The sequence below is a fragment of the Mesorhizobium sp. M0047 genome (genome assembly GCF_040323315.1).
Classification (GTDB): Bacteria; Pseudomonadota; Alphaproteobacteria; order Rhizobiales; family Rhizobiaceae; genus Mesorhizobium.
Genome location: NZ_JAMYUW010000010.1, coordinates 88,470 through 102,741 on the forward strand (window position 1 = coordinate 88,470; position 14,272 = coordinate 102,741).

Sequence of the window (14,272 nt, forward strand, 5' to 3'; positions counted from 1 at the left end):
GAATTGTGGGGCGGTTGGGGACAATTGGGACAATTGTCGGGCTTGAATAAATTGTCTGTTAACACTATATTTAGTGTTTGCAGGTAGGTTCGACGCTAGATAGTGTGAATTTTCCCTCAAGTGAGGGAATCGAAAAAAAATCAGTTTTGAGGGACCCGTGGGGTTCGCCAGCGCGTTGGACAGTAACTTCGCAAGGAGTTTTGACCAGCAGGGTCGGCGGAGACCGCGAAATGGAGAGCCGGCCGTTTTCGAACGCCGGCAGACGGCGGACATGCGCGTTTCGCATTGGGGGCAGAAATCCCCTGACGAAAGCGCTATATGTAGACAAAAGGGACCGGACCAATGCGCATCGAGCGTCGTTTCACCAAGCCAGGACAATCTGCCTATGCGGAGATCGAATTCCGCAAGGCGCTTTCGGAGATCAAGAATCCGGATGGTTCGGTGGTGTTCCGCTTGGACAACATCGATGTGCCGGCGCAATTCTCCCAGGTTGCCGCCGACATCCTGGCGCAGAAGTATTTCCGCAAGGCGGGTGTCCCCGCGCGCCTGAAGAAGGTCGAGGAGAACGACGTCCCCTCCTTCCTGTGGCGCTCCGTCGCCGACGAGGCCGAACTTGCCAAGCTGCCGGAAGCCGAGCGCTACGGCTCCGAGATCGACGCCCGCCAGGTGTTCGACCGGCTGGCCGGTACATGGACCTATTGGGGCTGGAAGGGCGGCTACTTCAAGGCGTCGGAGGAAGACGCGCGCGCCTTCCGTGACGAGCTAGCCTATATGCTGGCGACGCAGCGCGTGGCGCCGAATTCACCGCAATGGTTCAACACCGGCCTGCACTGGGCTTATGGCATCGACGGCCCGAGCCAGGGCCACTTCTATGTCGACCCGTTCACCGGCAAGCTGACCAAGTCGAAATCCTCCTACGAGCATCCGCAGCCGCACGCCTGCTTCATCCAGGGCGTGCAGGACGACCTCGTCAACGAGGGCGGCATCATGGACCTCTGGGTGCGTGAAGCGCGTCTGTTCAAATATGGCTCCGGCACCGGCTCCAACTTCTCGCTGCTGCGCGGCGAAGGCGAAAAGCTGTCGGGCGGCGGCCGCTCGTCCGGCCTGATGAGCTTCCTCAAGATCGGCGACCGCGCGGCAGGCGCCATCAAGTCGGGCGGCACGACGCGCCGCGCCGCCAAAATGGTCATCGTCGACGCCGACCACCCCGATATCGAGGAATTCATCGACTGGAAGGTCAATGAAGAGCAGAAGGTCGCCTCGCTGGTGACCGGCTCCAAGATCGTCAAGAAGCATCTCGAAGCGATCATGAAGGCCTGCGTCAACTGCGAAGGCAATGGCAACGACTGCTTCGATCCGTCGATCAACTCCGCGCTGAAGCGCGAGATCAAGGCGGCCAAGAAGTCCGCCGTGCCGGAGAACTACATCTACCGCGTCATCCAGTTCGCCAAGCAGGGCTACAAGTCGATGTCGTTCAAGACTTACGACACCGACTGGGATTCGGATGCCTACCTCACGGTTTCGGGCCAGAACTCCAACAATTCGGTGTCGCTGAAGGACAATTTCCTGCGCGCTGTCGAGGACGATGGCGACTGGCACCTGACCGCCCGCAAGGACGGCAAGGTGCTGAAGACGCTGAAGGCCAGGGATCTCTGGGAAAAGATCGGCTATGCCGCTTGGGCATCGGCCGATCCGGGCCTGCATTTCAACACGACGATGAACGACTGGCACACCTGCGCTTCCGCCGGAGCGATCCGGGCCTCCAACCCGTGCTCGGAATACATGTTCCTCGACGACACGGCCTGCAACCTGGCCTCGATCAACCTGCTGCCTTACCGCAATGCCGACGGCACCATCGACATCGCCGCCTACGAGCACACCGTACGGCTGTGGACCATCGTGCTGGAAATCTCCGTGATGATGGCGCAGTTCCCGTCGAAGGAGATCGCCAAGCAGTCCTACGAATACCGCACGCTCGGCCTCGGCTATGCCAATATCGGCGGTCTGCTGATGACCTCGGGCATTCCCTACGATTCCGACGAGGGCCGCGCCATCTGCGCCGCACTCACCGCGATCATGACGGGTGTCGCCTATGCCACATCGGCCGAGATGGCTTCCGAGCTTGGCGCCTTCGCCGACTACGACCGCAACGCGCAGAACATGTTGCGCGTCATGCGCAACCATCGCCGTGCCGCCTATGGCGAAAAGCAGGGCTATGAGAAGCTCGCCGTCAATCCGGTGCCGCTGGTCGCTTCCGACCTGAAGCAGCAGGACCTCGCCGCCCACGCCAAGGCCGCCTGGGACCGCGCCATCGAGCTTGGCGAGGAGCATGGCTACCGCAATGCGCAGGCGACCGTGATCGCGCCGACCGGCACGATCGGCCTGGTCATGGATTGCGACACCACCGGCATCGAGCCCGACTTCGCCCTGGTGAAGTTCAAGAAGCTCGCCGGCGGCGGCTATTTCAAGATCATCAACCGCGCCGTGCCGGAGGCGCTGCGCACGCTCGGCTACTCCGAAGCCCAGATCGGCGAGATGGAGGCTTATGCGGTCGGCCACGGCAATCTCAACCAGGCACCCGCCATCAACCCCGGCGCGCTCAAGGCAAAGGGTTTCACCGACGAGAAGATCGCGGCGCTCAACGCAGCCTTGAAGTCCGCCTTCGACATCAAGTTCGTCTTCAACAAGTGGACGCTCGGCGCCGACTGGGTGAAGGAGACGTTCGGCTTCACCGACGAGCAGCTCAACGACTTTTCGTTCGAGATGTTGCCGGCGCTCGGCTTCTCCAGGAAGGACATCGAGGCCGCCAACATCCATGTCTGCGGTGCGATGACGCTGGAAGGCGCGCCCTTCCTCAAGCCCGAACACCTGGCTGTGTTCGACTGCGCCAGCCCGTGCGGCAAGGTCGGCAAGCGCTCGCTTTCGATCAACAGCCACATCCAGATGATGGCGGCGGCGCAGCCCTTCATCTCCGGCGCCATCTCCAAGACCATCAACATGCCCAACGATGCCACGGTGGAAGACGCCAAGGGCGCCTACATGCTGTCATGGAAGCTGGCGCTGAAGGCCAACGCGCTCTATCGCGACGGCTCGAAGCTGTCGCAGCCGCTCAATTCCTCGCTGCTCGCCGATGTCGAGGACGACGAGGACGAAGCTCTTGAGCAGTTGATCGCCGCACCGGCGGCAGCGCGCGCGGCACAGATCACCGAGCGGATCGTCGAGCGCATCATCGAACGCGTGTCGCGCGAGCAGGAAAAGCTGCCCAGCCGCCGCAAGGGTTACACGCAGAAGGCCAAGATCGGTGGCAACACCATCTTCCTGCGCACCGGCGAATATGACGATGGCCGCCTCGGCGAAATCTTCATCGACATGAACAAGGAAGGCGCGACGCTGCGTGGCCTTCTCAACAACTTCGCCATCGCCATCTCGCTCGGCCTGCAATATGGCGTGCCGCTCGATGAATATGTGCACGCCTTCACCTTCACCAAATTCGAGCCGGCCGGCATGGTGCAAGGCAACGATGCCATCAAGAGCGCGACGTCGATCCTCGACTACGTGTTCCGCGAACTGGCGATCTCTTATCTCGGCCGCAACGACCTCGCCCATGTCGACCAGTCGGACTTTTCCAACACCGCGCTTGGCCGTGGCATCAGCGAAGGCAAGACGGATGCGGTCTCCAAGGGCCTGACCCGTGGCGCCTCGCCGGTGAAGCTGGTGTCGCGCGTCAGCGGCAACGATCCGAAAGGCTTTGCAGCCCCTTCGGGAGCCCCTGCCCGCTCGGTGCCGACAGCCTTTTCCGGCTCCAACGTGCTGGCGCTGAAACCGGCAAGCGACGAAGCGGTCGCCTACAAGCGCGACTACGAGGAGCGGGCTAGGGAATTGGCCGAGGACATCGCTTTCGAGGAAGCGGCTGCTTCGGACGCCACGGCAGGCTTGTTCACCGACGCCGCGGCCGTCGAGGCGGCCGAAGCCAAGAAACTCGCCAACGACCGCCGCGCCAAATCGCTGCTCCAGGGCTACACCGGCAATTCCTGCTCCGAGTGCCAGAATTTTACCATGGTGCGGAACGGGACCTGTGAGAAGTGCGACACGTGCGGTGCGACGAGCGGGTGCAGCTGAGGGCTGATGCCACCCACCTCGGCTTCTTCCTATTATTACTTACTACTTACTAGCGGTGCGCGCATAGTTTGGTAACATTTCCAGCTAAACGGCCTCGAAAGACACGACAGTACGCCTCAAAACGTTTTCCGCCGTTCCGAGAGGTGGGTGACCGAGGCTCTTAGGTGAAGGAACAATTTTTCCGGATGCAAAAGCGTCCGGAAAAATCCTCTATGGAACAAACAGAGAATTGACCGCATGGCGGGCATTTCGCCCGACGTACAACTCACCACGGCTCTCCTTTCACTACGGAGTAGCCTGACAGGAATTTAATCGAAGCCGTTAGCGCCCAAGCGCCTCAAAAATTAGATGGAGTCGAAATTGTCGAATAACTGGAAATATGATCGCGCCAAGAATGCCATCGATGCGCGTATCAAGGACGTGACACGTCATTGACATCCATACCTTAGAGATCGCAGGCGCCAGCGCGCTGATGATACCATTGAAAATTTGTTGGATCCGGACCGGCAAGCCACGAACGAATTTGCCGCTCTAATGAACCGAACATGGCCGGCATTTCTTCCACGGAGACTTGGTAAGTCACGATCCGCAAAGAAAGGCCAGTAACCCTCGTTAGAGCCGGGGCGAATAAGTAACTCTTGGCGTCCTGCGGATACGTCATTTTTGCGAGCGGGTCTTCATAGACCCAACTCGTCGCTAGGCCACCAAAAACCCTGAAATCGCCATCGCTTATATATACGTCGCCAGCGGTCAGCTTCTCTTCATAGACATAAAAGGGCCCATCCTTGCGCACGGCTTTGCTTGGATCTGGCTTTGCGCCTAATCGACTTGTGCTACGGCAGAACAGATCTAGTTTCGGGGCCCGCACATCGGCTTCAATGGCTACGACAGGACCTCGTTTCCTCTGCTCCATGGGCCATATCCGATCCAGCTTTATGAAGATCGTATCGACCTGACGCACTCGCCCCGTTGCCGGCGAATACCGCGCATAGTCGAACCGTGGCTTTTGGCTTGGGGATTCCGGATCGAAGGACGCGTTCACGTTGTCGGGGATGTTCAAAACAAGGTCGCCAACCTGGACAAGTTGCGATGCGTTAGCAGCAAAAGAAGAAACCATGCAAACCATTGCGAAGGCGCCTAGTCGTACCAAAAGGCGCCTACGTGGTCTGAGATTCATACGTCACACCCACGAAGTATCGAAGCTGCTGACGCCAGGCTAGATGCCGACTCGCCATGTCGGATGACATCGAGCTTCAGTCGGAAGCAGTCGCTTCGGTTGACGAAGGCCCTTTCAATGTTGGACGAGCAGCCGATCGGATATCCGCTCGTCCTCAATGCAACCCGCAGTGCGGGTATCGTCGCGGATGCAAGCAGGGCGTAGGTCAAGCCGATCGATCTGATGGCGCTATTCATCGCTGCATCCCGTCAAAGTGAAGGCATCCCACGCCGAGCCGTCTGGGTTGGCGTTGGCGAAATCGGCCCATTCGGTAAAAGCCACGCCGAATTCCGGCAAGAGCAGCCCTTTCGGCGTGGGTGTCGCTTCGCGCGAATTCAGCAGCTCGGCGCCGCCGCCGGTCAGGGCGTAGACTTGGCCATCCCATATCCTGCACAGCCCGCTGCCATCCTGCAGGCCCGCTTCGCGGTCGTCGTCGGTGCAAATGTGGCGGATGGTGCCGAGCGGGAATGAATTCTTGCCGTTGGTCCAGGTGATGTCGGCCGACAGGCTTGTGTCGGTGTTCGGCACGGTCAGCGAAAACACCTGCGCCGTCAGCGCCGCCGGCTCGTTGTCGAGCGGCCGAAATTGCATGACGGCGCCCGAGCGCGGTTCCCGATAGGTGGCGTGGCTCAGCAGACAGTCCTTGGCGTTAGCCGCCTGCATCGGGCCAAGCAGGCCCAGAAAAACGAAGGCCAGTGTGCGGGTGATCATCAGATGTCCCTGGGAAAGCGTTGCCTGGGTACTGGCCCGCACAGTCGCATCATCCGGGCAAAAGCATAAGCGAAATCCGGAACAGCTGCGTTTATCCGCTCCTGGACGAAACATATCCCTTGATCCCCAACAGTCTGTATGGTCGAGCGCATCGGCGATAGAGAAAAACCCGGTGATGCAGCGTTTGGTGATGACGATGGCGATGTACGCATTCGCGGGCGGCACGGCACTGGCCGCGGCGCCCTATGTCGGGACATGGTCGAGCGACCGGTTGAACTGCCACGCGGCCGCCGACGTCCAGCGCAAGACCGTCTTCACTGTGGAACAGACCGTGTTGTCGCTTCCCGAATTCGGCTGCGAGCACGCGATATTTCGCAAAACCCCGACGGGCTGGGTCGTGCAGGCAAGCCAATGCTACGGCTCCGACCCGTCGCTCGAGGAGCCGTTCACGCGTATCATTCATATCGTGAGACATGGCGCCACGCTGCGGTTCACCTGGCCTGGCTTCGACAGCGGCCCACTCGTACGCTGCTGACGGATCCCGGCGCCTCAGAACAGCCCGACCAGAAAGGCGGCGCCGCCGAGCAAGCCAGCAGAACAGACCCACAGCAACCAGAGCCCGCGCACCCGGCATTCGAGCACCGCCGAACCGGGATTGGCGGGGTCATAGTGCACGTCGACCTTGCTGCCCTCGACATACTGCCGCGCCTGACCGCCGACGAGGCCGGGCAGCGAAGCCGTCACGGTGGCGCCAAAGGTCACGCGATCGGCGCTGTAGCGCTGACCGGAGACGCCATAGGAGTAAACGATACGGGATTTGAAGACGGTCCGCCGGCGTCGATAGCCTTCATGGGTTCGCAGCGCCTGCAGGCCTGAGGTGTCGATGCGGCCGGCGGCGACCGGCCATTTTGCCGCCTGCTCGGCCATCGATTTCTGGGCGAAGCCCATGCGCAGGGCAAACAGGCCCATGAACAGCAGCAGCGCACCTGCGCCGAGGTTCTGCGGCTTGGGCAGATGGGGCCCGATCGCCTCCAGGACACCACCGACGGAAAACACCAGTGCCACCGCGCCGATCACCAGCCCCGCCGAAAGCTGGACCATGAACTTGAAGGCGCCTTCCGGCATGGTGCTCTCGATGACGGCTTTGCCCGGAGCCGCCGGATCATAGAACACTGTCACCTGAGCGCCCTTGGGAAACCGCGCAAGCGTCTCCGTGACTTCGAAATTTCCAAGATTCTCCTGCACGCTGTAGCGCGAACTTTGAAATGTCTTGCCGCCAACCTTGTACTCGAAGGTGATGGCCGGGAAATTGCGCATCTCGGTGGAATCGCTGCTATCCGAGCCGCTGCCAGAGCTGCGGACCTCGCGTGCCTCGACGCGCGAGGAGATGATCTTTCCCGGCGCCGGTAGCCAGCGGCTGAGCGCCTGCACCTCGCGCCATTTCAAGAAAGTAATGAGCGACAACATGCCGGCGACCGCGCAGGCAAAGCCGACAAGCAGAATCTTGAGCTCCAACTCGTCTCCCCCCAGGAGTGCAGGAACCTGCACATAGACAGCAACGCGGCAGCAATGTCTTGTCTATTCGCGAAACCTCCCCTCGGAATTGGAAACGACTGTCTTCCGTTGATCTGGATCAACGCACATTCACCGCGTGTGCTGTCTTCTCGATATCAATCGAAGGGAGAACCAACGTGTCGACTTACGATCTCATGATTACCGCTCTGGTCTTGACCTATTTCGGATCATTCTCCGCAGTCCTGGCCTATGTCACCTTCGATGAATCGCATCGCCGGCCACGCTGATAAGATGGGCATATGCGGCGACTGCTCATCGCGGACAGGCACCGGCGTTCAGCCGACGCGACAGTGGCCCTGGCAGCGCAAACAGCAACAGTCCGCGGCGCGTCACGATGGGCCTCACGGCCAGGAAATTGTTCCATTCTTCGCCATCGCAGCCGGCGTGCCCTTTGATCCCGGTCGCATCATAGCGGTCCAAAGGGTTCCGGACCTGCAGACTGCGTCAGTCGGCTTCGGCGACGGAAACCCGGCCTCCGGCCCAGGCGCGCCATTGCCGCTCGTCGCCGTGGAAAACGTTGAGATCGATGCGGCCGGTGACGCCATGCGACAGGCCGGAGCCGGAATACTGCCAGAACAGCCATTTGCGGTCGGGGTAGACCTTTGACGGGTGGCGCGCCACCGCCCGCACCCAAAACGGATAATCGAGAAAGGCGCCGCGCAGATTGTCGCGATAGAAATCAGGCGCGGTGTAGATGATGGGCCGCTGGCCGTAATAACGCTCCAGCCTGTCCATGAACACCTGCATCTTCTCCAGCACCTTCTCGCGCGAAGGCCGCCGCTTGCAGCTGGACTCGCCGTTCCACTCGACGTCGACCACCGGTGGCAGCGCGCCTTCGACCCTGGGCACGTTGCGGATGAACCAGTCGGCCTGCTCGCCCGCCGTGCGGCACCAGTAGAAGAAGTGATAGGCGCCGCGTTTCAGGCCGGCGGCGTCGGCATTGCGCCAGTTCCTGTTGAACATCGGATCGAGATGGTCGCCGCCGTCGGTCGCCTTGATGTAGGCGAAGTTGGCGCCCTGGGCGCGTAGCTTTTCCCAGTTGACGTTACCTTGCCAGCGCGAGACATCGACGCCGTGCACGGCAAGGTGGCGGGGCGAAGCCTTGCCGAAATTGATCGGCTTGGCGTCGCGAAAACCATAGCGCGTGACGGGCCCGGCAAGCATCGGCGGTGCTGCGCGGCTCAGCAGCCTCGGCGGTGATACCAGGGCCGCCGGCTCGACCATCGGCTCGACGCTGTCCGACGGGTCAGGTGCTGAAAGTGCCACCGTCTCTTCTTCGGCCAGGCCGAAAGGCCGGGGGCTCTCGTCTACCGGCGCCGTTTCCGCCCGTGGCGCGCGCCTGGTCGCGGACGCAGGCACTGCCGCGATGGGTGCCGGCGGTCGCACCACCGAGCTGGTTGTTTCGCTCGACGGTTTCTGCAAATCAAGGGCATCGACGCCGGTCGTCGACGTGCAGCCGGCAAGGCATAGCGATGCGATCAAGAAACTGATGGCGCCCGGAATCCGCATCTGGACCTGTACTCAAAACACAATAGACCGAGGGCGAAACGACAGCCGACGGACAAACCGGACCAGTTATGAATGAGAAATTACCAATAAAGTTTGAATCAATTTTTTTCACGTAGGCCAAACAGCGAAATCTGGCTCTCCGCGCAAGGGATCGGCCAGCCTTGTGGGCAAAGCCGCTACGGCTTTCTGAATACCCCAATCATCGGCCCCAGATTCCAGTAGTCGTCATTGCGGCCGATGGCCGGCGCAAACAGGCTGGATATCGTGCCGTCGAGGAACAGCGCATTGTCGCAGCCGAGCGCGTCGCGGAAAAGACGGGCGAAGGCGTGGAAGGTCACCGTGCCGTTCGAAATCGCGAAGACGACGACGCCATCCCTACGCACCCCGACACCGTCGCGGATCTTGCGCGAGGTGCCGTCGGCCTGGAATTTAGGGTGCAGCTTGCCGTCGATCACCAGCATCGGCCCGGATTGCGTCGCATAGTCAACGGGCGGACGCCTTTTCACAAAATCCTTGGTGGCGCGGACCGCCGCCTTGCCGTCGCGCATGTAGAAAATGCCGTTCGGCTGCAGCGAAAAATTGCCGGTTCCCGACCCGGTCTTCACAGAAGCCATTTCCTGGCCCTGCTCGACATAAAGACCGACCGGCGCGAGGTTCGGATGATACATGCCGGCATTGATGCCAAACAGCATCGTGCGCCCGGCGGCCTGCTGCGAGGAACTGAGATTGTGCAGCGACTGAAACGGCTTGCCCGCCGGGTCCTTCCAGAACAGTTCGACCCGATATCGTTTCGGATCGACCTCGCACACGAGATAGCTGGTCGCCTCGAAGGCGAAGTCCCGGCATGGCGGCAGCGAGGCAACCCACTGGCCAAACCCCATGCCGAGTGCCGCCACCGACGGCAGCGCGCTCTTGGCCAGCGCCAGCAGCGGCGGCACCGATTGCAGAAGGGTCAAAAAATCCATGCGCGTACCGAAATCCAGATTCGGGGTCCGGTACGGATATAGCCCGTTTCAAGCGAGACTGTGAAAGTGCCCTAAACGAGCCAGCCCATCGCGACGCCCAGCAGCAGGACGACGCCGAGCACGCCGCGATAGATGACGAACGGCCAGGCCGAAAAACGCTCCAGCACACGCATCAGGCCCCAAATGGCGAAGAAGGCGGAGATCGAGGCGACAACCAGCCCCACGGCAAGGACCGACCAGCCATGGGAGTCGAGATGGACCTTGTGCAGTTCCCAAAGCTCCTTCAGGCCGGCGAGCGCAATCGCGGGCAGCCCGAGCAGGAACGAGAAACGTGCCGCCTCGGCCCGCTTGAAGCCGAGCCCCAGTGCCGCGGTGAGGGTCGAACCTGACCGGGACACGCCTGGAATCAGGGCGCCGATCTGGGCGATGCCGACAAGCAGCGCGTCAGCCAGTGAGGCTTCATCCACAGTGCGCCGGTGGCGCGCAAGAATCTCGGCCAGCGCCAGCAGGATCGCCATGACGATGCAGGCCCAGCCGATCACCGTCAGGCTGCGCAGCGGCGAATTGCAGGTATTGAGCACGCCCGACAGCGCCACCCCGGCGATGACGATCGGGATCGTTGCCAGCACGATCCACAACGCCAGCTTGAAATGCCTGTCAGCGAAATCGCGTCGCGCCAGGGCATCGAGCGAACCAACCAGGATGTCCCTGACGTCACCCCAGAAATAGCTGATCACCGCGGCAAGGGCCGCGAGTTGCATGGCGGCGGAGAAGGCCGAACCCGGATCCTGCCAGCCAAGCACAGCCGGCACGATGCGCATATGGGCGGTCGAGGAAATCGGCAGCAATTCGGTGATGCCTTGCACCACGCCAAGGATCGCCACCTTGGCATAGCCCAGGCCGACGAAGCCCGTGTCCAGGCCTTGAGTGCAGATGTCGACCAATGGCGAATTCCATGCATGAGAGATCGGCTGGTGCGGACCGACCGGTCGAGGTCAATCCCCGGCAAGCCTTATAGTCATGGGCCAGATAATCAATTTACGGATTTGTAAGCTGGTGCGTCGGGGTGTGAGCGATTGAAAACCGGCCCAGCTTGGGCCGGCTTTACAGGAAAATCGCAAGGCGATTACGGGCAGAGCCAGAGTTTCTGGCATGCCCTGGCGATCACGTGCGCCGGCGGAACGACGGGCTCATCGACGGCAGGCCGGCGAACCCGTTCGAGCAGCATGCGCACCTGTTCGGGGCGCACACGATCGCGCTCCATTACAAGCAGGACCATCGGATCGCTCAAAAGCTCGTCCAGGGTGCTGATGCTGTCGTTCATCCGTCGTCTCCTCGTTACCCGCACCCCGTAAATAGGAAGACAAAGATGGCCCGCCAATGACGCTTTGCCGGCTATCTCGTGTTGATTTGGATTAAATTTTGTTCAGGGGATTCTTTCCTTTCACACAAGAGGAGAAGGAAAAGCGTCAACCTGGCGGCGGGGCGCCTTCGTGCTGCGGCAGGTCGTCATCGAGCACCAGCCAGGGCTGCTTCGAGGCCGTGAAGATATGCATTTGCGGTTTGAAAACTGTGGGGTCGTCGAGTGAACCGGAGGTGATGCCGATGATGCCTGCGGAATCGCGGCGAGAGAACATCGTCGTGCCGCAACTCGGGCAGAAGCCACGCTTGAGGTCCGGCGAGGAGTTTATCGTCGCCAGCGGCCCGTCGACCGTCAAATCGTCGATGCGAAACAGCACGCGTGCGTTGAACGCGGCGCCGATCGCCTTCTGGCACACCCGGCAATGGCAGACGCGTTCGTTGATGGGAGCCGCGTCCGTGCGGTAGCGCACCGCCTTGCACAGGCATCCGCCTTCATATCTTGCCATCGCCGGGATCCGTTGCTGGGGAGAATAAGCCGCAAGGGTAGCGGCGGAGCCGATTGGGTCAATTCAAAAGCTTTGATACAACGTCATCGATTATGGTGATGTGGGTGGGACTGAAGTCATGATGGCATCTTCGGCGGAGTAATCGCGGCTCTGGCGCATGAAACCGCCGAGCGAAGCGATGGGCGCGTTTCCGCCGGTCGCCGGGGCATTCGACTTGTTAAGACAGCATATCTGATCGAGAAACCGGTGTTCTTGTCGACGTGTCAGTGGCGCTTGGCTTGCACCAGATAGGCCTCGATCTCGGTCTCGCCGAGCCACTTTGCCGCTTCCAGCCGATGCAGGCCCTCGACGAGGATATGACGCTTGCCGTCATGGCGGACCTGGATCGGTGTCTTCATGCCGTTTTCGAGAATGTCCTCGGCCAGATGGCGGACAGTCTCGGGATGCAGCGTCTTCTTGCGCGCCGTCGGCACGTAGATCTCGTCGACCTTGACCTTTTGCACTCTGAGCATGCCGACCCCCGTGGCGGAAACGCCGCCCTTTGTGGAGATAGTCTCTTTGACCACGGGGGCCAAGGGCGCGGCTAACGAATGCTGGCCCGATCGTTTCCATTTGACGCTGGACCGGCAGATCGCCGAAATGGCGGCCTTCGAACTTCTCCGGTGTTCATGACCCAACTGCCGACCGAGTTCCCCGATTTCGGACTGACGCCCGAGCAGCGCCGGCACGCGGTGCGCGGCCACTACTATGAATGGCCTGGCATGGATGGCGAGCGCGGCGAGATCTGGTGCTACAGCGACCGGTTTTCCTATCGCGCCGGCGAAACGGCAGCGCTCCATGTCAGTTCGACGGCCTCGCAGTTCAACATTGAGATCGTCCGAGACGGTGGCACCGAGACCAAGGTGTTCGAGAAGACGGGTATCGCGGCGCGCAGGCAGGACACGCCCGACCAATGTTCGGTCGAAGGCTGCGGCTGGGACGCCTCGTTCGAATTCCGCGTCGAGGCGGACTGGCCATCCGGCGCCTACCGGGTGACGCTGACCGCCGATGGCCGTGACGGCAAGCCGATCCATTGCCACCATATTTTCATCGTCACGCCCCTGCCCGGAAAGAAGCCCGGCCGTGTGCTGCAGGTGGCGGCGACCGGGACCTGGCTCGCCTCCAACACCTGGGGCGGCTCCAACCACTACCAGGGTATCACCGGGCCGGACCGCAACCAATATTCGCCCATCGTGTCGACGCAGCGCCCCTGGTGCCGTGGCTTCGTGGTGCTGCCGAAGGATGCACCACGCGTGCCGCTGGAAGTCGCCGTACCGCCGAAGACGGTGCCGCGCTATCCGCACATGGAATGGGCGCTCGCCACCGGCCATTCGAAGAAATACGCTTCGTCCGGCTGGGCCAGTTACGACAGCCACTTCTTCGGATTCGCCGAACAGGCCGGCTATCAGGTCGATCTCGCCAGCCAGCACGATCTGCATTTTTCGCCGGAAATTCTCGACGGCTATGACTGCGTTGTCTTTGTCGGCCATGACGAATACTGGACCTGGGAAATGCGTAACGCCGTCGACAGCTATGTGACTCGCGGCGGCCATGCGGCGCGCTTCGCCGGCAACTTCATGTGGCAGACGCGGCTGGAGGATGAAGGTCGCCGGCAGGTCTGCTACAAATATCGCGCGCGCGCCGAGGATCCCGTCTATCGCGGCGGTGATGTCACGCGCGCCACCAATTCCTGGGAAGCGCCGGAAATCGGCCGGCCTGGGTCGGCGACATTCGGGCTCAATGCGACGCGCGGCGTCTATGCCGGCTGGGGCGGTTGCGCGCCGCGCGGCGTGCGCGGCTTTCCGGTCTATCGGCCAGAGCACTGGGCCTTCGCCGGCACTGGTATCTATTATGGCGACCTGCTGGGCGCCGACAGCCATGTCTATGGCTATGAGGTCGACGGGCTCGACTTCGAAATACGCGGCGGCCTGCCCTACCCCACGGAAACCAGCGGCGCGCCTGAGGGCCTGCAGGTTCTCGCCGTCGGCATGGCCAGTCAGGTGGAAGAAAGTGCCGATATACCAATCGAGGACCAGTTCCTCACCGATGAGGACGGTCGCTTCACCGCCGAAACGCTGTTCGGCGAGGCGAGCGATGCCAATCTGGAAAAGGTCAAACGCGGCAACGGCATGATCGTCAATTTCCCGCGCGGCAAGGGCGAGGTGTTCCACGCCGGAAGCTGCGAATGGGTCGCCGGCCTGCTACGACAAGACCCGATGGTCGAACGCGTCACAAAAAATGTCCTCGATCGTTACCTCGGAAAGTCCTGA

At 61.4% G+C, this 14,272-nt stretch carries 12 protein-coding genes; 3 read left to right on the top strand and 9 right to left on the bottom strand.

Annotation, left to right across the window (positions count from 1 at the left end; translation table 11 throughout):
- Positions 1-342 precede the first annotated feature (342 nt).
- Entirely contained in the window at positions 343-4,119 is a 3,777-nt protein-coding gene (locus NKJ89_RS12070) for a vitamin B12-dependent ribonucleotide reductase (RefSeq protein ID WP_352602591.1), read from the top strand.
- Positions 4,120-4,564: 445 nt separating this feature from the next.
- Here the strand turns inward: NKJ89_RS12070 and NKJ89_RS12075 are convergent, their stop codons facing one another.
- Both NKJ89_RS12075 and NKJ89_RS12080 read right to left on the bottom strand, forming a co-directional pair.
- Positions 4,565-5,236 carry a hypothetical protein gene (locus tag NKJ89_RS12075; protein WP_352602593.1) on the bottom strand — a complete coding sequence of 224 codons (672 nt, stop codon included), beginning with the start codon at positions 5,234-5,236 and terminating at the stop codon, positions 4,565-4,567.
- Positions 5,237-5,524: 288 nt separating this feature from the next.
- A complete protein-coding gene (locus NKJ89_RS12080; RefSeq protein ID WP_352602595.1) occupies positions 5,525-6,046 on the bottom strand; it encodes a hypothetical protein in 522 nt (173 codons plus the stop codon).
- Positions 6,047-6,221: 175 nt separating this feature from the next.
- Here NKJ89_RS12080 and NKJ89_RS12085 point away from each other — a divergent pair, with 175 nt between their 5' ends.
- The gene (locus tag NKJ89_RS12085; protein WP_352602597.1) at positions 6,222-6,581 is read left to right on the top strand and encodes a hypothetical protein; all 360 of its coding nucleotides are present in this window, start codon (positions 6,222-6,224) and stop codon (positions 6,579-6,581) included.
- Positions 6,582-6,595: 14 nt separating this feature from the next.
- On the opposite strand, the gene NKJ89_RS12090 is transcribed toward NKJ89_RS12085, so the two are convergent.
- From NKJ89_RS12090 to NKJ89_RS12120, 7 genes are all read right to left on the bottom strand, one after another.
- Positions 6,596-7,561, bottom strand: coding sequence for a DUF3592 domain-containing protein (locus tag NKJ89_RS12090; protein ID WP_352602599.1), 966 nt, complete (start codon positions 7,559-7,561; stop codon positions 6,596-6,598).
- Between the two features lie 504 nt (positions 7,562-8,065).
- Positions 8,066-9,130, bottom strand: coding sequence for a glycoside hydrolase family 25 protein (locus NKJ89_RS12095; RefSeq protein WP_352602601.1), 1,065 nt, complete (start codon positions 9,128-9,130; stop codon positions 8,066-8,068).
- A 176-nt stretch (positions 9,131-9,306) separates the two neighbouring features.
- Complete coding sequence (locus NKJ89_RS12100) at positions 9,307-10,095, bottom strand: phosphodiester glycosidase family protein (protein ID WP_352602603.1); 789 nt, start codon at positions 10,093-10,095, stop codon at positions 9,307-9,309.
- 71 nt (positions 10,096-10,166) lie between these two features.
- A complete protein-coding gene (gene uppP / locus NKJ89_RS12105; RefSeq protein WP_352602605.1) occupies positions 10,167-11,039 on the bottom strand; it encodes an undecaprenyl-diphosphatase UppP in 873 nt (290 codons plus the stop codon).
- A 182-nt stretch (positions 11,040-11,221) separates the two neighbouring features.
- Positions 11,222-11,419 carry a hypothetical protein gene (locus NKJ89_RS12110; RefSeq protein WP_023759485.1) on the bottom strand — a complete coding sequence of 66 codons (198 nt, stop codon included), beginning with the start codon at positions 11,417-11,419 and terminating at the stop codon, positions 11,222-11,224.
- Between the two features lie 145 nt (positions 11,420-11,564).
- Positions 11,565-11,963, bottom strand: a complete 399-nt coding sequence (locus NKJ89_RS12115; protein WP_352602607.1) for a GFA family protein — start codon at positions 11,961-11,963, stop codon at positions 11,565-11,567.
- Between the two features lie 263 nt (positions 11,964-12,226).
- On the bottom strand, positions 12,227-12,475 hold the full coding sequence (locus NKJ89_RS12120; protein WP_013532091.1) for a ParB N-terminal domain-containing protein: 249 nt from the start codon (positions 12,473-12,475) through the stop codon (positions 12,227-12,229).
- Positions 12,476-12,631: 156 nt separating this feature from the next.
- Between NKJ89_RS12120 and NKJ89_RS12125 the strand changes: the two genes are divergently transcribed.
- A complete protein-coding gene (locus NKJ89_RS12125) occupies positions 12,632-14,272 on the top strand; it encodes a N,N-dimethylformamidase beta subunit family domain-containing protein (protein WP_352602609.1) in 1,641 nt (546 codons plus the stop codon).

Bases quoted from the DNA above. Each gene is read 5' to 3' on its own strand.
- NKJ89_RS12070 (WP_352602591.1), top strand. From the start codon at position 343: ATGCGCATCGAGCGTCGTTTCACCAAGCCAGGACAATCTGCCTATGCG.
- NKJ89_RS12075 (WP_352602593.1), bottom strand. From the start codon at position 5,236: ATGGTTTCTTCTTTTGCTGCTAACGCATCGCAACTTGTCCAGGTTGGC.
- NKJ89_RS12080 (WP_352602595.1), bottom strand. From the start codon at position 6,046: ATGATCACCCGCACACTGGCCTTCGTTTTTCTGGGCCTGCTTGGCCCG.
- NKJ89_RS12085 (WP_352602597.1), top strand. From the start codon at position 6,222: ATGCAGCGTTTGGTGATGACGATGGCGATGTACGCATTCGCGGGCGGC.
- NKJ89_RS12095 (WP_352602601.1), bottom strand. From the start codon at position 9,130: ATGCGGATTCCGGGCGCCATCAGTTTCTTGATCGCATCGCTATGCCTT.
- NKJ89_RS12100 (WP_352602603.1), bottom strand. From the start codon at position 10,095: ATGGATTTTTTGACCCTTCTGCAATCGGTGCCGCCGCTGCTGGCGCTG.
- NKJ89_RS12110 (WP_023759485.1), bottom strand. From the start codon at position 11,419: ATGAACGACAGCATCAGCACCCTGGACGAGCTTTTGAGCGATCCGATG.
- NKJ89_RS12115 (WP_352602607.1), bottom strand. From the start codon at position 11,963: ATGGCAAGATATGAAGGCGGATGCCTGTGCAAGGCGGTGCGCTACCGC.
- NKJ89_RS12120 (WP_013532091.1), bottom strand. From the start codon at position 12,475: ATGCTCAGAGTGCAAAAGGTCAAGGTCGACGAGATCTACGTGCCGACG.
- NKJ89_RS12125 (WP_352602609.1), top strand. From the start codon at position 12,632: ATGACCCAACTGCCGACCGAGTTCCCCGATTTCGGACTGACGCCCGAG.